This is a genomic window from Chitinophaga rhizosphaerae (assembly GCF_003958645.1).
Taxonomy (GTDB): Bacteria; Bacteroidota; Bacteroidia; order Chitinophagales; family Chitinophagaceae; genus Chitinophaga; species Chitinophaga rhizosphaerae.
The window spans coordinates 351490-370061 of sequence record NZ_RXLO01000004.1; the positions used below are offsets into that span (position 1 = coordinate 351490).

14 protein-coding genes are annotated in these 18572 nt (G+C 54.9%); 6 read left to right on the forward strand and 8 right to left on the reverse strand.

Going from position 1 to position 18572, the window contains the following annotated elements:
- Positions 1–144: 144 nt before the first annotated feature.
- From EJ361_RS11990 to EJ361_RS12000, 3 genes are read left to right on the forward strand one after another with little or no spacing between them, the layout of a single operon-like run.
- Positions 145–2715, forward strand: a complete 2571-nt coding sequence (locus EJ361_RS11990; protein WP_126245857.1) for an NACHT domain-containing protein — start codon at positions 145–147, stop codon at positions 2713–2715.
- Between the two features lie 47 nt (positions 2716–2762).
- Positions 2763–3671: a transglutaminase domain-containing protein gene (locus EJ361_RS11995; RefSeq protein WP_126245858.1), complete on the forward strand. Its 909-nt coding sequence runs from the start codon at positions 2763–2765 to the stop codon at positions 3669–3671.
- Between the two features lie 31 nt (positions 3672–3702).
- The gene (locus EJ361_RS12000; RefSeq protein WP_126245859.1) at positions 3703–4176 is read left to right on the forward strand and encodes a Dps family protein; all 474 of its coding nucleotides are present in this window, start codon (positions 3703–3705) and stop codon (positions 4174–4176) included.
- 78 nt (positions 4177–4254) lie between these two features.
- Here EJ361_RS12000 and EJ361_RS12005 read toward each other — a convergent pair whose 3' ends face one another.
- Entirely contained in the window at positions 4255–5715 is a 1461-nt protein-coding gene (locus tag EJ361_RS12005) for an OmpA family protein (protein WP_164714199.1), read from the reverse strand.
- Between the two features lie 244 nt (positions 5716–5959).
- Between EJ361_RS12005 and EJ361_RS12010 the strand changes: the two genes are divergently transcribed.
- Both EJ361_RS12010 and EJ361_RS12015 read left to right on the forward strand, forming a co-directional pair.
- Positions 5960–6145 carry an SDR family NAD(P)-dependent oxidoreductase gene (locus EJ361_RS12010; protein ID WP_317126931.1) on the forward strand — a complete coding sequence of 62 codons (186 nt, stop codon included), beginning with the start codon at positions 5960–5962 and terminating at the stop codon, positions 6143–6145.
- Positions 6146–6476: 331 nt separating this feature from the next.
- Entirely contained in the window at positions 6477–9179 is a 2703-nt protein-coding gene (locus EJ361_RS12015; RefSeq protein ID WP_126245861.1) for a TonB-dependent receptor, read from the forward strand.
- Positions 9180–9249: 70 nt separating this feature from the next.
- On the opposite strand, the gene EJ361_RS12020 is transcribed toward EJ361_RS12015, so the two are convergent.
- From EJ361_RS12020 to EJ361_RS12040, 5 genes are read right to left on the reverse strand one after another with little or no spacing between them, the layout of a single operon-like run.
- Positions 9250–10590 (reverse strand): DUF58 domain-containing protein, encoded by a 1341-nt coding sequence (locus tag EJ361_RS12020; RefSeq protein WP_126245862.1) that lies wholly within the window; start codon positions 10588–10590, stop codon positions 9250–9252.
- Between the two features lie 8 nt (positions 10591–10598).
- On the reverse strand, positions 10599–11579 hold the full coding sequence (locus EJ361_RS12025; protein ID WP_126245863.1) for an AAA family ATPase: 981 nt from the start codon (positions 11577–11579) through the stop codon (positions 10599–10601).
- A complete protein-coding gene (locus tag EJ361_RS12030; protein ID WP_126245864.1) occupies positions 11579–12829 on the reverse strand; it encodes a DUF4350 domain-containing protein in 1251 nt (416 codons plus the stop codon). Before EJ361_RS12030 ends, EJ361_RS12025 begins: the two co-directional genes overlap by 1 nt.
- Before the next feature lie 5 nt (positions 12830–12834).
- The gene (locus EJ361_RS12035; protein WP_126245865.1) at positions 12835–13719 is read right to left on the reverse strand and encodes a DUF4129 domain-containing protein; all 885 of its coding nucleotides are present in this window, start codon (positions 13717–13719) and stop codon (positions 12835–12837) included.
- The gene (locus tag EJ361_RS12040; RefSeq protein WP_126245866.1) at positions 13716–14702 is read right to left on the reverse strand and encodes a stage II sporulation protein M; all 987 of its coding nucleotides are present in this window, start codon (positions 14700–14702) and stop codon (positions 13716–13718) included. Before EJ361_RS12040 ends, EJ361_RS12035 begins: the two co-directional genes overlap by 4 nt.
- Before the next feature lie 57 nt (positions 14703–14759).
- Between EJ361_RS12040 and EJ361_RS12045 the strand changes: the two genes are divergently transcribed.
- On the forward strand, positions 14760–15548 hold the full coding sequence (locus EJ361_RS12045) for an RDD family protein (protein WP_126245867.1): 789 nt from the start codon (positions 14760–14762) through the stop codon (positions 15546–15548).
- 167 nt (positions 15549–15715) lie between these two features.
- On the opposite strand, the gene nagA is transcribed toward EJ361_RS12045, so the two are convergent.
- Both nagA and EJ361_RS12055 read right to left on the reverse strand, forming a co-directional pair.
- Positions 15716–16816, reverse strand: coding sequence for an N-acetylglucosamine-6-phosphate deacetylase (gene nagA, locus EJ361_RS12050; protein WP_126245868.1), 1101 nt, complete (start codon positions 16814–16816; stop codon positions 15716–15718).
- Positions 16817–16829: 13 nt separating this feature from the next.
- Complete coding sequence (locus EJ361_RS12055; protein WP_126245869.1) at positions 16830–18569, reverse strand: RagB/SusD family nutrient uptake outer membrane protein; 1740 nt, start codon at positions 18567–18569, stop codon at positions 16830–16832.
- Positions 18570–18572 lie beyond the last annotated feature (3 nt).

Consider the following 18572-nt stretch of genomic DNA (forward strand, 5'->3'; position numbering starts at 1 on the left):
AAACGATTTATCTCTATGAGTACATCTGTTCATTCCATTCATTTGTTAAAAACAGAAATCCAAACGTTCATTCCTTTACGTATTTATTCATTTCAATCAGGATCCCGGCATACCATAATCCTAATCCATTAATTGTACGCCCTTATGATCGATCTGTCCTACGACTTTATCATTACATTACAGTCGGAAGTATTGCGGCAATTCGGCGTCGAGAATCTGCAACCCAATCAATGCAAGCATCTCACGCAGGCTATTATGAACCACACAGGAAAACTGGTTAGTGAAACTACCCTCAAAAGGGTATTCGGTTTCGCCGTCACACAACACAGCTTTTCCCGCTACACCCTCAACACGCTCGCGCAATATTGCCGGTTCCGTGACTGGGAAGATTTTCAAAACCATTTCTACAAAAAGCAATTCCATCAACCCGCCGGGCAGGATAATTCCAAATGGGACGACGTTCGCCGCAAAGCATCCGCCGTTTCCCACTACACCATCCTCACCCTCCGCAACCGCTGCGGCCTCCCGTTCGATAACACCATCTCCCGCGGCTATTGCCTCCAGCACATCGAGAAATTCCTCGAATCCAAATACGCCGCTACCGTGCTCATCGCGCCCGCAGGCTGGGGAAAATCCACCTCCCTCGTGCACGCCGCGGAACATTACTGGTTCGGCAGAGCACCCGCCTGCCCGCAAGACATCTGCTGGTTCATCAACGCCCACGCCGCAGGAAGCCTCCTCCTCAAAGGATTCTCCCTCTCCTCCTGGCTCGATAACCAACTGAACCTCGGCAACGGCGACAACTTCCGCGAATACTTCACCAAGCACGCGGATGAAAGATCCGGCCGGCTCATCCTTATCATCGACGGGTTCGACGAGATCGCCATGAGTGCAGACAAACTCAAGCTCCTTTATAATAAACTGGAAGATTTCGTTTACTCCAACGAACTCCATCCCTGGGTAAAAGTGATCCTCTCCATCCGCTCCAGCACCTGGGGCGAGGTTTTCCACCAGTCTCACCAGTACCCCGCCTTCCGCAAATACTGGTACCTCGGTACGGAAATGGACGAAGAAACCAACACCAATATCCCGCCGTTGACGGACCTGGAACTGAAATCCGTATTATATAACTTCGACTTCGACCCGGCCACCGTCCGCCTCTTTTCCGACAGCTTCCTCCAGAAGCTCCGCCATCCTTATTATCTCCAGCTTTTCTGCCAGCTGAGCAACACGCCCGACCACTCCTTCGTCGACGAAAACCTCAGCCTGTTCGAAATCATTTCCCGGTTCATCCAGAACCGTGTCTTCAATTCGCCGGCCAACACGTTCAAAATGCAGCTCATCGAAAAACTGCTGAAGCTGTTGGATATGGGAAGAGCCGGTTTATATACCGATAAGAGCAGTCTCCTCAACCAGAACGCCGATTATTTCCCGGCGTACAAGGAGCTGTTGGCAGATAACATATTAGTGGAGGAAAACCTCAGCCAGGAGATCATGTTCAACGTGAAAGTCCGTTTCGCGCACAACTTCCTGCTGGAGTACTTCACGGCCATGCATTACGTAAACCTTTACGGACAAAATGTTTCCGCCCCTTTGCTGGAAGTGATCCTGGCCGATTTCCCGCAGAGCCCGTTCCGCATCGCAGTATTCAAATGGCTGTTGCGCTATGCGATCACCCGCGGGCAGGCAGACGGTATCCGGGAGTTTTTCCGCCTCCCGCTGGCCACTTCGGAAAAAGCACACCTGCTGGAGTACGTCGTGATGCATTACCAGCAGGAAGGTTCGCACCAGGAGCAGCTGTCCAACATCTTCCCGCCGGGATATTTCCGGAAAAACCCGTTCGGGCAGTTCATCTCCGACGATTTCATGCATTTCAAGAAGCGAAAGGTGCTCAATACCTTGCTGAGCATGGCCGAATCGGCAGACGACCGGCTGAAGATCCGGTGCAACCTGTTCGTAATGGCGCTTATGCAGCTCGATGCGGAGCAATGCGAAATCGAGCTGACCAATATCCGCAAGCTTTGTGCGGGCGAGCCCGCGGGAGAAATGTGGATCACCCCCTACGCGGCGTTCCTCTTCATCTACGAATACCTGAAATTCGGGCAGATCGACGAAGAGATGAAAGATAAACTCTATCATTATGCGTCGTGCTGGAACTTCGGCAAACAGAAACCCCTTTCCACCGGCGAAGAGGCGGTGTACCGGGCGCTCTGTTTCATTTTCCTCCTCCTGGGAGATTACCATCAGCTGCTGCTGTTCACCAGCCGGCTGTTCGAACAGCACCCCAGTATCCTTTTCAACCGGACAGACCCCTTCCGCCTTATGATGCTCTGCTGGAAAGCCCAGGCGCACATCCATACCGGCGACGTGGATTCGGCGAGAAGGCTAAGCTGCCATGTAGAGCGTATCCTCAAACATTATCCTGCCGAATTTTACAACGGCAAGCACATCGAAACGCTGCAGAAAATCATCGCCGCGCAAATCCACCTGCACGACCAGGAGTTCAACAAAGCCATCCGCGCCGCGGAATCCGCCATGGATACGGCCCAAAAACTCGATTTCAAGATTTTCGCACTGCTGAACTACAGCATCCTCGACCGGATTTACCATCAACTCCAGATGGACAAACAGAAGAAGGACGCACAGCAAAAAATGATCGTCATCCGCCAGAGCACCACTTTTATCCAGACCCTGCCCGGGCTCGTGGAACATTAAACTGTTTACTGGTGGAATTGGCATAATTTTGCGGTGTATAATCGGCAATGCCTATCGATCAGAGCAAATACACGACATTTCAGCACTTTCTGCTGAACCTGCTGAGCCTGTTGACCGTCCTGCCCCTGGCCCCCTACCTCAACCGGTTCATGCCGGTGATCCAGGTGGGCGCGTGGCACATCGACCTGTTCGTGTCCATTCTGATCGCGTTCCTCTTTACCCGGCTGTTGCTGTGGATCTTCCGCCCGCTCATCATCCCCGCCTTCGTGCTGGTAGCCGGCGCCCTTATCTTTAACCAGTTTACGGGGAGATATACTTTCCAGAACGTGGTGAACGATTACCAGGGCATGGTACAGGGGAACTGGGGCACAAAGGACAGCAAGCAGCTGGACATCCTCAGCTTCTACCCCCGGAAAGTGGAAACCTACGTCGATAAGACCGTTCGCGGCATCCGGGAGAAAGTCAATTACAACGATTCCCTCGTCCGCAACTTTTCCGTTAAACATTCCGTGGATTATTACGACGAATACTTCCCCAAGTATGGCCGTATCGTCAGATATCTTTCTCTTTACAGATATATTCGTGAAAATTTCAAGTATGTGAACGATTCCCAGCGCGACGAATACTTCGCCACAGCCAGGGAAACGATCCAGAACGGAATGGGCGGCGATTGTGACGACCATAGCATCCTCATGATGTCTTGCATGGAATCCATCGGCGCGCGGATGCGCATCGTGCTCATCCGGGGGCATGCATATCCGGAGCTGTATTGCGGTAGTAAAGACGATTTCGAAACGATGAAACAGGCAATTATCCTGCTTTTCAACAATCCGCCCGTTAAAGAGTTATATTATCATGAAATGAACGGCGAGTACTGGATCAATATGGACTATACCGCGCGAAACCCCGGCGGGCGCTACCTCAACAACAAAGTGTACGCCCTCATAGAGTTGTAACCATTATTTAATATTAAAAATATTGTTAATCATGAAAGCAAACATCGGCATCGGAGAAAACCACCTGAAGGCGGTAGCAGAAAAATTACAGGTTTTACTGGCAGACGAGCAGGTACTTTATACGAAAACCCGCAATTACCACTGGAACGTAGTCGGCGATAACTTCATGGAAATGCACGGTTTCTACGAAAACCAGTACAACGAGCTGGCGGAGATCATTGACGAAGTGGCGGAACGCATCCGCATGATCGGCCATTACAGCACCGGCCGCCTCGCAGATTTCCTGAAACTGACCAACCTCCTGGAACCGGAATACACCAACGTTCAATCCGAACAGATCAAAAATCTGCTGGACGATCACGAGACCATCATCCGCGGCCTTCGCGAAATGATCACCGAGTTCGCCGACAAGCAGAAAGACCTCGGCACCAGCGATTTCGTGACAGGCCTGTTGCGCCAGCATGAAAAAATGGCATGGATGCTCCGTTCCTACATCACCAAGTAGCGCATCAATCGTCATATTGAGCAGAAAAGCCGGTCAACATACGTTGCCGGCTTTCTTTTTTATGCTTGCTTGCCTGGGTTATTGCCTGTAAATGATGATCTCCACCCGCCGGTTGCGGCGCCGGCCTTCCGGCGTATCGTTGGGGAATGCGGGCCGGTGCTCGCCTTCGCCGCCGACGGTGAGGATGAAATCGCCCAATCCCTTCCCGCGCAGATAATCCGCCAGCGACGCCGCCCGGCGCTGGGAAAGCTGCTGATTGTAATCGTCGGCCCCGGCATTGTCTGTATGGCCCACCAGTTGCAGCGAGACGCCCGGGCTCCGGGGGATTTTGGCCACCAGCGAATCCAGGCTGCGGAAGAGCGCGGGGTTCAGCTCGTGGCGGTCGAATTTGAAAAGGATGTCGGGGATGACAAGCGTATCCGGCGGCGGGGCGGCCTTCACCGTTTCGATGGCCGGTGGCGGCGTGGGTTGGGCGGAAGGATCGGCCACGCAAAACTCGATCGCCACGTAATTGTTCCGCGCGCGGCCGGTGGGCGAGCTGAAATCGAACCGGGGGATGGCCGAGTCGAGGACGATGACCTTGATATCGTCGCTGCTGAACCCAAAATCCTTCACCAGCACCTGGCGAACGGTTTCCGCTTGCTGTGCGGAAGCCTGTTTATCGAATTTCCTGGTGGCGAAGTCGAAATGCACCCCGGTGATGAACACACGCCGGCCTGCGCGGGGTTCGTACCGCAGGATCATGGAATCGATCCGGGCGGCCGACCTGGGATAGCGCCCCCTACCGGTTGCCGTGAAGATCTCCGGCCCCGGAATGTCTATGTCTACACAGCCGGGCCTGATGAGGGGCACTACCGGGTTGGTGGATGAGATCGTCTGTCCGGGCAGTGTGTGGCGGTGGATCCGCCGGCCCAGGGAATCTTCTACCGCGGCGGCTTCCGGGCACAGGGGGCGCCCATCCACCGGAACCAGTTCCAGCCAATCGATGAAAACGGATTCAGGTCCGTCGAGCCGCCGGGAAGGCAGCAGCTCCATCCGGCCCATGAGCAGGTGCGTGTAATCGTCTTTCGCCTCAAATTCCATCTCCATCCTGTAGAAATTTTTCTCCAGCCCCTTCACCACCTGTTCTTTCCGGAAAGTAACGGTGGGTTTCAGGTCGGTCAGCGCGCGGCCCTGTTCGCGGAAAACGTAATCCTTCGACAGGTAAAAATCCAGTTCCGCCTGGAGCTTTCCCGTTGCGCCTACGATGCCGGACAGGCGATAGCGCTGTCCTTTCCGGAGCGGGCACAGCAACCTGGTTTGCGCATAGTTCCGGTCTTCCCGGGTATCGCCGGCCAGCAAAACGATGTATTGATGCCCCGCTTTGTTTCGGTAAGTATGATAGTTGAAAAGCAGTTTGCTGGCGGGCGAAACGCTTTCCCAGGCTACCGGTGCGCAGGGGGCGCGGTATTCCGTACAGATATTGATGACTTCGAAACTGGGGTTGGCCAACAGGTTCTGCGCCCGCGCCGCTGCAGGCAGCAGCAGGGCGGCAATCATAAGGCGGAACAGTGTCGGTGGTCGCATTTTCGCGTACATGGAAACCCTTTTAACTGAAAATCATGACAATTATTATCCAGCGCCGTAAGATATGACACAAATATGTTATGGATACGAAATCTTAGGATTTCCCTAACGCAGCCTGTCTGTACCTTTATGGCCTACCAACATTCCCCGGCCATTTTACGTTAAACCTTCTGCCTTACACGGTAACCCTATCGATTATTCATCTTTTAGATCTTACATGATGGAACAGCTTTTTTCCGGGAAAGTGGCATTGGTAACCGGCGCAGGCTCCGGCATCGGGGAGGCCACGGCCCTCCTGTATGCAAGGCATGGCGCAAAAGTGATCGTATCGGACATTAACGGGGAGCTTACGCCTGCAACAACGCGGGCATCAGCGGAGAAGCCGCTCCGGTGGCGGATATGAGTATTGGCCCGGGTCTTACTACCCGTTAGACGGGGCTTACCTGGCCGTGTAAGCAAAGATATCAGGACAGTACAGGACAGTTGCGGAATTTTGGCGGCTGTCCTTCTTTTTCCTACCGCCCATCTTCCCCATTCCCCGCTCCTCCATTATCACGCATCCCGCTTAAACGTTTTGCGCCGTAATGACGTCTATCATCATGAACGAACCACGTTTTCCTTGCCGGAAAATGGCGCTACCATTTATCCCGTAAATCATGCACAGGTGTAAAACACCCGTCTGGCGGCCGATGGATGCGTACTTTTCGGCATCAACCTATAGAATTATACCTTAGATGAGATTCACGCCTAAAACCGGTATGGGCGCCATTGCGGCGTGCCTGTGCTGGCTCGGATGCATGTTCACCCAACAGGAAGCCTACGCGCAGCAGCCCCCGTCAAACAAAGATTCGGAAACCGGTGCCATCAGCGGGAAAGTGCAGCAGTCCGGCATTAAGGAACCGATCCCTTTCGCCACCGTAGCCCTGTTGAACGAAGACGATTCCACGATCATCAACGGCGTTGCCGCAGATGAAAAGGGGACGTTCGTCCTAAAACCCGTACCCTACGGAAGCTACCTCGTGAAAGTGGCCACCATGGGCTTTACGCCTTACTTCGTCAAAGTCAAGCTCAGCAACGAGCGCCCGCAGTGGGACCTCGGCACCGTGATCCTCGAAACCGGCGCCCGCGCCCTCAAGGAAGTGGAAGTGGTGGGACAGAAGAAAATGTTCACCATGAACAAGGATTCCATCATCTTCACACCCGACGAAAACTTCCTCCCCGGCGGCACCGGCATGGAACTCCTCGAATACGTGCCCGGCGTCACCATCGACGCCAATAACAATATTACCATGGAAGGGAAAGACCAGGTCAGGTTTTACGTCGATAACAAACCCATCGCCCACACCGGCATGGACGCCAACAGTTACCTCAACAACCTGCCCTCTTTCATGATCGAACGGATTGAAGTGCTGAAACAACCGCCAGACGCCGTGGATGCGGAACAGGCGCTCGTGGAGGGCCGCACCAATATCCGGTACATCAACATCATCACCCGGAAAGTACAGTTCCGCGGGTATTCCGCCGCTGTAACGGCCGGGGTCGACAGCCGGCGCAACCTCAACGCCAAGATGCGCTTCAACATGAACATGGCGCCCTTCCAGATCACTTATTTCAACAACGCACAATACAACGCAGACTCCAGCTACCTGCAACGTATCTATTTCCCGAAAACACCCGGGGGCGACAGCTCCTTCCTTTCCCAGAAGAACTTCCGCACCTCGTACAACTTCAACCATAACCTCAACACCCGGTACGAACGCAAATTCACCGACAAGGAATTCCTCCGCGGCGCGGTTACCCTCGGCTGGACGGGCGACGGGTCTAACGGACAGAATAATTCCATCAACAGCAATAAAGACCACAAACCCACCATGCTCAAGGACCAGGACAGCGAAAACCGCCGTGGCGGCTATCGCGCGGTGACGGACTGGAACTATTTCAAGGAGTATGAAGAGAAAGACAAACGCCTGGAAGCCGGGTTCAACTTTACCAAGGCCGGCACCAGCGGCAGGGGCTATAACGATTACCTGTACCCGCTGACAGGCGATACTTCGCTACAGCGCAACACCCAGAACAACGGCAGCTACAGCATGCGGGCCAATATCCACTTCCGGCAGCCCCTGGGCAAAGGGAAGTACTACGACCTCAGCGCTTCGGCCAATATCAGCGGAAACGATAACGAGAACATCGCGAAGCGGAAGAACGTGAACGACAAGGAGCTCCTCGACGCACCGCGCCTCAGCACCGACTATACGTCTTTCAACCAGAACTACGCCGTTAACGCCACTACCGGAAAAAACAGTCCCAAACTGGGTTACAGCGTTACCGGAAGGCTGGTGTACAACGGCTCCCAATCCCGCGAAACCTTCGCCGGCAACGAGTTCAACAACGAAACCTACGAAATCCGCAGTTCCGCGGGTATCAATTACAGACCCTGGAAAGACCATCGCGCCAACCTGCGCTTCAACCCGGGCTTGCAGTTCTTCAACCAGATGGCCTTGCTGGATTCGCTGCGGAGCAGCGTTCCGTTCAAGTACACGAACTTCGCGCCGGGCATGAATTTCAGTTACGATTACAAGCAACAGCAGCTCTCGTTCAACTATTCGAGGAACATGGACCGGCCGTCGCCCGATCAACTGAACCCTTTCGTGAATACGACAGACAGTTTCAACATCCGCACGGGCAATCCCAACCTGCGCCCTTCGTTCACGAAGGATTACCGCGCCGAATACAGCATCCAGGTGAAATCGCACTCGCTGAAAGTGGGTGTGGAAAAGCAGGACGCAGACGATATCATTTCGCGCTACACCCGCGTGGAGCATATCAACGACACCACCATCATCAACACGAGCACTTTCGTGAACCTGGCGTCGCGCCGCGACAATAACGCGTACATCACCCTGAATTCCCACTTCTTCAAAGCCACCAATAACAACAAGGGTGCGCTGCAACTGAATATCAACGGCGGTTTGCGGTACTACGATACCAAGACCGACGGCGGGGAAGACGGACAGGGCGCGGTGAGCGAAAAATTCGCGCATGTTTCCGGGTGGACGAGCCACCTCAACGTCTGGACCAGCTACCGCATCCGCGTGTTTTCCGTATCGGCGCACTTCCGGTACAACGGCCCCCGTTATTACGCCCAGGGCAAGCAGGAAGCGCGTTTCGGCAGCGGGCTGAAAGGACAGGTGAACATGTTCCAGCGGAAACTGAACCTGGCTTTCTCCGTGGAAAACATCTTCGGGTCGAGCGTCCGGAATTTCTACGAGCTGACGAAAGATTACGAGCAATATTCCAACAACCGCCGCAACGTGCGTTATCTCAGCCTGAACCTGACGTACAACATCCGCAAGTTCAACAAGCTGGGCAAAAAAGGGCCGAAAGAATTCGAGCTGGGAACGGAAGAAGAAGATAACGGTCCGCGCCGCCGCAGATAAATATTCTACAACGAAAAAGCGCCGGCTTCCTATTGTGAAGCCGGCGCTTTTCAATTTCAGGAATCCCGCATTACAATACCATCCTGGATTTGAGCTCCAGGTATTTATTGACAACGTTGACAGTGAGGTGCTCCGGCGGTGTGAGGAGGCTCATAATGCCCGCCTGCGCCAGTTCCCGGACGATCTGCTTTTTCTCGTGCGCGAATTTCTGGGCGATCACCTGCATGTAAATATCTTCCGTTTCCGTCATCCGCTTTTCGTTCAGGTCTTTCAGTTCCGTATTCTCGAAAAACACCACCAGCAGCATATGATATTTGGCGAGCTGCTTCAGGTACGGCAACTGTCGCTGCATACCCGACAGCGACTCGAAGTTGGTGAACAGCATGAGGAATGAGCGTTGCGACAGCGAAGCCCGCAGATGCACGCCCAGCCGCTCGAAATCGGTTTCCATCCAGTCGGTGGATTGGGCGTAGAGCTGATCGAGGATTTTATTGAGCTGGATTTTCTTGTTGCTGGCGGGCATCACTTCCGTTTGTTTGCCGGTGAAAGTGATGAGGCCTGATTTGTCGCCCTTTTGCATGGCTACATTGCTGAAAACGAGCGTGGCGTTGATGGCGTAGTCGAGCAGGGTGAGGCCGCCGAAAGGCATTTTCATGTTGCGGCCTTTGTCGATCACGCAATACACGAGCTGCGAGCGTTCCTCCGTATAACTATTGACCATGAGGTTGCCTCTGCGGGCGGTGGCTTTCCAGTTGAGGGTGCGCACATCGTCTCCGCGGATATATTCCTTGATATGATCGAACTCCATGCTGTGGCCTATTACGCGGCGGCGGTGCACGCCGAGCTCGTTCAGTTTATGTTTGACGGAAAACAGTTCGTAATTGCGGAGCTGGATGAAGGATGGATAGACTTTCACGGTCTGGGCGGCGTCCAGCGAAAAGCGGCGGCACACCAGGCCGAAGGGGCTCCAGGCGTAGACGTGCAGTTTCCCGAAAGCGTATTCGCCTCTTTCCACGGGCCGCAAGGCAAATTGGACGCGTGTTTCGCCGCCGGCTTCCAGTTTCAGGGGGATGGTGAAATCGCGCCGCTGGAACTGGAACGGCAATTCGTCCATCACCTCGCCGCGCACCGGGAATCCGTATTTGCTGCGGACCGAGTAGTGGATGGGGTTTTCGTCGCCGTTGCTGAACCTTTCCGCCATGATCCTTTCCGCTTCGATGGCCTTTCCCGGCGAGTACAGCATCAGCAGATCGAGCAGGATCAGCCCCGCCCACACGGCGAAGCCGATCAAAGCGGCCGTGAACGCGGCCGGAATGAAAAAGCCCGTGATGCAAACCAGCACCAGCACGCCCAGCGAAAGGTACAGCCGGTTGCGGAAAAACAGCGATTGATAGAATCGGGTGATCGGCATGTTGTGGATTATCTGGGTACTTCTACGGCTTTGAGGATTTCAGCGATCACTTCGTCGGGCGAGATGCCTTCCATTTCGCGTTCGGGCGTGAGGATGATACGGTGGCGGAGCACGTGGGGAAGGATGTACACCACGTCATCCGGCGTCACGAAATCGCGCCCGTTCATCACGGCCACGGCTTTGGCGCAGTTCATCACGGCTACGGATGCGCGCGGCGACGCGCCGAGGTAAATGCCCGGGTTGTTGCGCGTTTCGTTCACCAGCGTGGCTACGTAATGCAGGAGTTTCTCTTCCATGAGGATGCCCCGCACCTGCTGCTGCAGGCGGATCACGGTGGTGGCGGTCACCACGGTCGTCACCTGCTCCACGGCGGAATGGTCGCCCCCGCGGGCATTGGCGGCCTGGAGGATGGCGATCTCGTCCTGCAAAGCGGGATATTTCACATCTACTTTGAAAAGGAAGCGGTCGAGCTGGGCTTCCGGCAGCCGGTAAGTACCTTCCTGCTCGATGGGGTTTTGCGTGGCCACTACCATGAAAGGCGAATCGAGGATGTGGGTAACGCCATCGTTGGTGATCTGCCGTTCCTCCATCACTTCGAACAGCGCGGCCTGCGTTTTGGCCGGGGCGCGGTTGATCTCGTCTATCAGGATGATATTCCCGAAAACCGGGCCTTTCTTGTATTCGAATTCCTTGCTTTGCGGGTTGAAGATGGAAGTCCCCAATACGTCGGCCGGCATGAGGTCCGGCGTGAACTGGATACGGGAAAACTTCGCGTCGATGGTACCGGCGAGCAGCTTGGCCGCCAGCGTTTTGGCCACACCGGGAACGCCTTCCACAAGCACATGCCCGTTGGCCAGCAAACCGGTGATCAGCAGGTCTACCATCTGGTGCTGTCCTACAATTACTTTCCCGATCTCATTCCGGATCGCATTTACGGCATTGTGAAGATCGGCCAGGTCGGTTCGCGGCACAAAGGTGTTAATGTCCATTATTTCGGATTTTGATAGAATTGATAGATGCTGTTATACAAAATATGCAGATACTCGTCATCCACATGCGCCCCTGTCCGCACTTCCATTACCATCTGCATCATTGATTCCACATATTCCTGCGGGAATCCCGACTTGCGGGCGAGGCCGGTGATGAATTCGGCGTCGATCCGTGCGGTGTTGAGGAAATAATGCTGGCGGATGTATTCGAGCAGGTGCTGGACCATTTTCTGGGCCAGGTTGGCGTTGTTGTGATGAAGGTAGTACAGCCGGCCGAGGGTTTCCGCAAAATCGATGGAATTGTTGCGGAGCACGGGCCTGTCGGGGATGATGCGCTGGCGGCGCTTGCTTTCGCTGAAAATGTACAGGGCCACCAGGAGCAAAGCCAGCCAGAGCGCCCATTTCAGCGGCGGGTGTTTCAGCATCACCTGCATGTCGGAGAAATTGTCTGACGTGCGCGGCATGAGCTGGTACTTATAGAATTCGTCCCAATACACATGGTCTGCATGCATGCGCAGATAGGCCATTTGCCAGGTGAGCGCCTGCACGTTATTGTTTTCCAGGAGCCAGGAATTGGTCCAGCTCATGGGGTTGAGCAGCACGAAAAGGTGGCCTTCACCGTGTTGTACGCGGAAGTAGTTGGGCTGATGCTGCGCGTTGTTGCCGAGGATGGTGATGATGGACGTATCGCTTTCGGCCAGTACCAGGTGGCTGTTCATGGGAATACCCTTCCCGGAAAATACCGTGTCTGGCGAAAAAGCCGGGTTGACGAAGCGTTGTACCGCGGAGGAGGGCCCGGATTCGAATAATGGTTCGGTTGTTCTGAAACCGAAGGTTTTCTGGAGGAGGGAGTCCGTACCTTCCACCACCAGGAACAACTGGTTGCCGGCCGATACATAGGCCGACATATCTTCCGCATCCTTATCGGTAAGGAAAAGCTGCGTGGCCACCGCGATGTACACGGAATTGTTTCCTTTCAGGTTATCGGAATTGCGGTAGGTGTAGGAGAAGGGGCGCGTTACCCGGCGGGGGGCCCTGCCGTTAAAATATCCGTCGAGCAGCGTAAAAGCCACTTTCCCGCCGTAAGGCCGGGTGCTCCTGTTGCCGTAATGTATCTCCTGGCGCTGGTAGCGCGGGTCCTGCGCGGCATCGAATGCAGGCGAAGTCAAATGCCGGATGCCCAGCATCAACAGCAGGAACAGCACAACCACGGCGGCGGCAAGAACAATGATGATAATGCGTTTACTCACTGCGGTTATTTGGTCAAGGAGTTTTTAAAATCTTCGAATGCCTCGTTTACGCGCCAATATTGCGCTTCGCTCAGCGACATCTTTCCGTACCATACATATTCGTATTGCAGCGTGATGGCGGCGAAGGGCTGGTAATAACTGGTACGGCCCAGTTCGCGGAGATAATCCATATTGGTTTTGTCTTTCGTCCGGGAGATCAGCCCCACATTTTCCAGCAGGTGAAGCGTGTGCAGGTACCGGAAGCGGACCGCTTCGCGCAGCTGTCCGGCATTGCGAGCGGCGAGGGCCAGGGCTTCCAGGTCGGTTTGGCCGATCTCTTCCGCCACTTCGCTTTCGGCCGGTTTCCGCCGCGATCTCCATCTGAAAACGGGTATATCGTTCTTGCCCATGAACAGGACGATCATGACGATGATCAGCAGCCCGAGTGCGCCCAGCATCAAATTGCGAAGGAGCCGGATGTTGCCGGCGGCCCATTGCCCCAGGTCCTTTATCCATTGCGGACGCCAGTCTTTCCGGGGGTTGTAGGGCGGGTATTTCAGGGATTCGTCGTCGCGGAGTTTTTGCAGCGCGCCGGCGGCGGGCCCCCGGGGCGTCAGGCGCATCTGCGAACCTTCGTCGAACCCGTCTACCGGCTGGCGGTCGTACAGCGAATGATCGATTATCCCGTGGCGCATCTTTTCCTCGGTATTCATATCCGATTCCGACAATTCTTCGTTTTCCGGTTCGGCAGGATCGATGTCCACATCCTGCGACGCTTCGGCCACGGAAGGGATATTATCGCTATCGGTAGAATCGAGCATACGGTATTCGAGCGTATCGGCCCGTTGGGCAAGCGCGTTCCCGCCAGCCGTCAGCAAAAGGATCAACAGCACGGTTTTCAGCTGGTTCATGCGGCGGCGGGTTTAATCAGTTTGCTGTCCATATCGAGGCGGTAGCCCATTTTCTGAACACGGATGGGGTACCAAACGAAATACCAGATCATGAATGCGGCGGAAACGGCGAGGATGGTCACGCTGAGGAACATGGGCATTTCGGTGTGCCGGGTCACGAAGCTTTCGAGGAAAGCGGCCACGATGAAAATGGGAATGAGGGCCACGATGATCTTCACGCCTTCGAGGGCGCCGCGCTTGAGGGATTCCTTGCGGGAAAACGTTCCGGGAAACAGCAGGCTGTTGCCCAGGATTACGCCGGCGCTGCCGGCGATGACGATGGAGGATATCTCCAGCGTTCCGTGGATCCAGATCACCAGTACGGATTTCAGGCCCAGGCCTTTGGCGAAGAACATATACTGGAACGATCCGAGCATGATGCCGTTCTTGAACAGCACCCACAGCGTTCCCGCCGAAAAAGCGATCCCGCTCACGAAGCAGTACATAGATACGCGGATGTTGTTATACCCGATCCGCAGCCACATCATCCAGGGATTTTCGTCTTTGTACACGTTGAACGGATCACCTTTGGCGATGTTCTCTTCCGTCATGTTCACATAATCGTCTCCCAAAACGCCGCGGACGAACGTGTCGTCGTGCGCCGAAGAGAAAGCTCCCAGGATGCAGAACAGGAGGAAATAGCAGAACGTGAACAGGAAAACGCGGTGATGTTTGCGGATCAGCAGCGGCAACTGGTATTTGAAGAAATTGCGGAAACGGTGTTTGTCGCCCTGATGGTCCCGGTAAATACGCTGGAAGATGGCGGCGGCCATTCCGTTGATGTACCCGGTAACTTTACTGTGCGCGTAGAATGTTTTGGCGTAGGCAAGATCGTCGACGAGGGATGTGAACCTTTCGGCCATCACATCCGGGTCCTCGGTTGGTTCCTCGCGGATTTTGTTCCACCTGGCCAGGTTACGTTTAATGAATGAAGATTCTCTCATGCGGTACCGGAGATAAAAAATAACGAAGTGAAAATATAATAAATTTTAAATTTGAATATGCCTAATATTAAAATCCCTACCGTTTTCAATATTGACCTGGAGTTTGAAGCTGCCGATCTGGGCCGGCGCCTCGTGGCGTATCTGCTCGATCTCATCATCCGGGTGGCATACGTGTTGGTGGCGATCTATTTTATCGAAAAGGCTGATTTGGGCGCCACCGAAAGGAGCTTGGCCTATTCTACGGTGGTGTTACTGCCGGTTTCGCTGTATTATTTGGTGTCTGAACTGCTGATGCGGGGCCAGAGCCTGGGGAAGCGGGTGATGGACGTGAAGGTGGTGAGCCTTATGGGCAATGTGCCCAGTTTGAGCCAGGTGGCCTTGCGATGGATGTTCCGGCTGATCGAGTCGCCATTGCTGACGATGTTCTTCATCGGCGCCATTCTGACGGAAACTTCGCCGCTTACGGCGCTGATGGTGTTGCTGATCGGGATGTTGCCGGTGGTGATGGTGCTCAGGTCGCCCCTGAACCAGCGGCTGGGCGATATGGCGGCGGGAACGATCCTGGTGCGTACCCGCCAGCGGCACCGCCTGGAGGATACTATTTTCCGGGAGATCGAGCAGGAGAATTATGAGCCCCGGTTCCCGCAAATCCTCCGGCTGTCTGACCGCGACCTGAGCAAGATAAAATCGGTGATCGACAGTACCCACCGGAGCCAGGATTTCGTGATAGCAGAACGTATCTCATTCAAAATCAAGGAAGTATTACATATTGACAGCGATATGCCCGCGCTGGAATTCCTGGAAACCCTGTTAAACGACTATAATTACCTGGTAACCCGTAAATAAATTCCGTGCGTACCCAACATACGATCCCTCGATGGATGTCTATGCCTGCATAGCATCCCCGGGAAATCATGACGCACATTTCGCCGGCCAGGCAGGTCGTCTACCGGTTTGCGTTCCCCACACGGGCATTTTTTGCGCCCGGCCTCCCAGTTTCTTTTCCGGAAATATTATTGATGGAACTGCCCGTCGAGGTACACGCCTCCGGGATTGCCGGCGGCATCGAGCAAAGTGAGATTGGCGCGATATCCTGCGCGAATGGCGCCGATGTCCGTATACCCCATCAGTTTCGCAGGGTACACCGTAGCCATCCTAACCGCCTCTTCGAACGGGATGCCCACATGTTGCACACAGTTGCGGATCCCTGCTGCCAGCGTGATCGCCGAGCCGGAAAGCGTGCCATCCGGCAACGTGAAGCGATCGCTTTGCCGAACGTGCGGATAGGCGCCTTCGCTTTTCTCTACCGCATCGGTAATGAGGAATAATCGTTCGCCCATGATTTTCTTGCTGATCGACAATGCTTCGTAGCTCACATGGATCCCGTCGGGGATGATGCTGGCATGCGCGTTGGACTGGTACACGGCACCGGGAAGCCCAACATCGCGGTGGTGGAACGGGCTCATGGCGTTGAAAAGGTGCGTGGCCGTCTGGATACCGGCGTCGAAACCGGTTTTCCCTTCTTCAAAAGTGGCATTGCTATGGCCGGCGGATAATACCACACCATGGTCGAGCAGGAGCCTGACGATATCTGCGTCCATCATTTCCGGGGCGACGGTCATCATTTTGACGGTGCCGGCGGCGCGTTTGAGAAGCGCTTCCACTTCCTTTCGCTCCGGTTTTCGGATGCAGTCCAGGATGTGGGCGCCGCGTTTTACGGGATTGATGTACGGCCCTTCGAGATGTAGGCCCAGTACGGCGGGATGTGGGTTTTCCCTGACCACGTCCATCGCCGCCTCGAACACTTCCAGCCGGTTGGTGGCCAGGGTGATGAGGAAACCCGACGTCCCGGTCTTTACGAGCCCCGCCGCCATATCGTACAATGCAGCGGAGGAGGGGGCGTCCGAAAAAAGTACGCCGCCTCCTCCGTATATCTGCAGATCCAGCAGCCCCGGAACGATCGTCATCCCGGGATGATGGATGATGTAATAATCTGAAGGGATGCTGTTTTCACTGACCAGTCCTAAAATTCTTCCGTTTTCCAGTAACAGGGCCTCGCCCGTTCTCGTTTCTTTTCCGGTAAAAATCCGCGATTGCGTCAGTGCCAGCAACATAAATCAAGGAATTTTAATTTGACCAAAGAGGATTCTGCTTCAGCTCATATCCCTTATCGGAGAATATTTTGATCTGATCGGCAGGGATCGGGGTCAAATATACGCGCTCGTTGTCAAAAATCCTGTCTGCATTCGCGGAAACGGACGGAATGATGTAGCCTTCGTCTGCACCGGTCAGTGTAATATTCACGAGCCAGGAACCGCCGCCGGCTTTCTCCCATTCCGACCGCTTGATCCAGGCGCCGCGGTTGATGTCCGAATTGGCGCGGGTGTCTGCATATCCCATTTTCTTCCAGCGGCGCAAATCATCCAGCCGGAACCCTTCCATGCTGAGTTCCACCCGGCGTTCACGACGGATTTCCCAGATCAGGGCCGGCACTCCCGGGTCGCGCGCGGGATCGTCGTACGCCACTCCGTTCACGGCAGGCTGCCCGCCTACCACCTGGAGCGGCGGCAAGGGATTGGCATTATCTACCGGCCGCGCCCGCAGTATGTTGATCGATTTATCGAGGTCCGCCTGCGAAAGGGTACCCAATTCCGCACAAGCTTCCGCATAGTTCATGAGCACTTCGCCGTACCGGATCACGGGGGCGTCGGTATCATTCAGGTTGCTCGTACCGTTGGGTAACGTCGCGATTTCCTCGTTGAGGAATTTGTGGTGCGCATACCCCGAGCTGGAGGTCGCGTAATTGTTGAACCGGCCCTTGGAACCGTTGGGCCGCAGCGCGGGCGCCACGGTTTGGCGCAGCCGGGGATCGCGGTCGGTCAGCACGTCGGCGATGGTTTTATCGCCTTTGTAAAGCGGCGAAAGGCCGATGGGGAGCCCGTCTTTGCAGAGGTAAGACTCCACGAGGTTTTTGGAGGGCCCCACCTGCGCATCGGTGTTCACGTAACTCATCATGGAATGCGTCAGTAACCCGGGCATATAGCTGCGGTACATGATCATTTCCTTGTTGGAAGCGAGGTCTAGCGAGTTGAACGACAGCCGGTAGCCGTGAGAAAAGCTGAAATTGCCTTTTGTGATGATTTCGTTGGCGGCCCATTTGGCGGCTTCGAGGTACTTTTTGGATTTATCGTTATTGGCGGCCTGGTACTTCTGCCAGGTGCCTTCGAACAGCATGATCCTCGACATGAAAGCAAGCGCCACCCATTTGGTAACGTTCAGCCCGGTGGCGCCGTCTTCCGCGCGGATTTTGGCGGCAGCGTATTCAAGGTCTTCCTGCATGTGGTCCATCACTACGGTGCGTGCGTCGCGGGGCTTGAAGAGCTCTTTTTCCTCGACGATATCGATGGTGCGGTCGTACCACTGCACGTCGCCATAATCGTTCACGAGCTGGTAGTACGCCATGGCGCGGAAGAACCGGGCAACGCCCATCCAATGATCGCGGGCGGCGGGCTGGAGGTTTGGCATCGCCTGCACGCGTGCCAGCATGAGGTTGGCATCCCTAACCCGGATGAAGCCCCAGTTGGAAGAGCTGTTGGGCACCTGTTTGGTGAAGGGATTAGGCGTTTCCGGTGAAAAATCATCGTTCAGGCCTTGCCCGAGATAGGTGTAGTTAGCCCAGGTGTACCCGGAACTGAAGCCGGGGAAATAAGCGGCGTAAAACCGGTAGGCGAAGGCGCGGACGTTCTCCTCGGATGACCAGTACGTCTGGTCTGTAAGTTGGTCGAGCGGCATGCGCACGAGGAATTCCTTTTTGCATCCTCCGGCCAGGGTTGCTGCGAATAAAAGTGCGAATATTTTGCGTTTCATATA

Excerpts from the sequence above, each read along its gene's own strand:
- EJ361_RS12035 (WP_126245865.1), bottom strand. The coding sequence starts at position 13,719 with ATGAACCAGCTGAAAACCGTGCTGTTGATCCTTTTGCTGACGGCTGGC.
- EJ361_RS12010 (WP_317126931.1), top strand. The coding sequence starts at position 5,960 with ATGATGGAACAGCTTTTTTCCGGGAAAGTGGCATTGGTAACCGGCGCA.
- EJ361_RS12045 (WP_126245867.1), top strand. The coding sequence starts at position 14,760 with ATGCCTAATATTAAAATCCCTACCGTTTTCAATATTGACCTGGAGTTT.
- nagA (WP_126245868.1), bottom strand. The coding sequence starts at position 16,816 with ATGTTGCTGGCACTGACGCAATCGCGGATTTTTACCGGAAAAGAAACG.
- EJ361_RS12055 (WP_126245869.1), bottom strand. The coding sequence starts at position 18,569 with ATGAAACGCAAAATATTCGCACTTTTATTCGCAGCAACCCTGGCCGGA.
- EJ361_RS11995 (WP_126245858.1), top strand. The coding sequence starts at position 2,763 with ATGCCTATCGATCAGAGCAAATACACGACATTTCAGCACTTTCTGCTG.
- EJ361_RS12015 (WP_126245861.1), top strand. The coding sequence starts at position 6,477 with ATGAGATTCACGCCTAAAACCGGTATGGGCGCCATTGCGGCGTGCCTG.
- EJ361_RS12000 (WP_126245859.1), top strand. The coding sequence starts at position 3,703 with ATGAAAGCAAACATCGGCATCGGAGAAAACCACCTGAAGGCGGTAGCA.
- EJ361_RS12005 (WP_164714199.1), bottom strand. The coding sequence starts at position 5,715 with ATGATTGCCGCCCTGCTGCTGCCTGCAGCGGCGCGGGCGCAGAACCTG.
- EJ361_RS12025 (WP_126245863.1), bottom strand. The coding sequence starts at position 11,579 with ATGGACATTAACACCTTTGTGCCGCGAACCGACCTGGCCGATCTTCAC.
- EJ361_RS11990 (WP_126245857.1), top strand. The coding sequence starts at position 145 with ATGATCGATCTGTCCTACGACTTTATCATTACATTACAGTCGGAAGTA.
- EJ361_RS12040 (WP_126245866.1), bottom strand. The coding sequence starts at position 14,702 with ATGAGAGAATCTTCATTCATTAAACGTAACCTGGCCAGGTGGAACAAA.
- EJ361_RS12020 (WP_126245862.1), bottom strand. The coding sequence starts at position 10,590 with ATGCCGATCACCCGATTCTATCAATCGCTGTTTTTCCGCAACCGGCTG.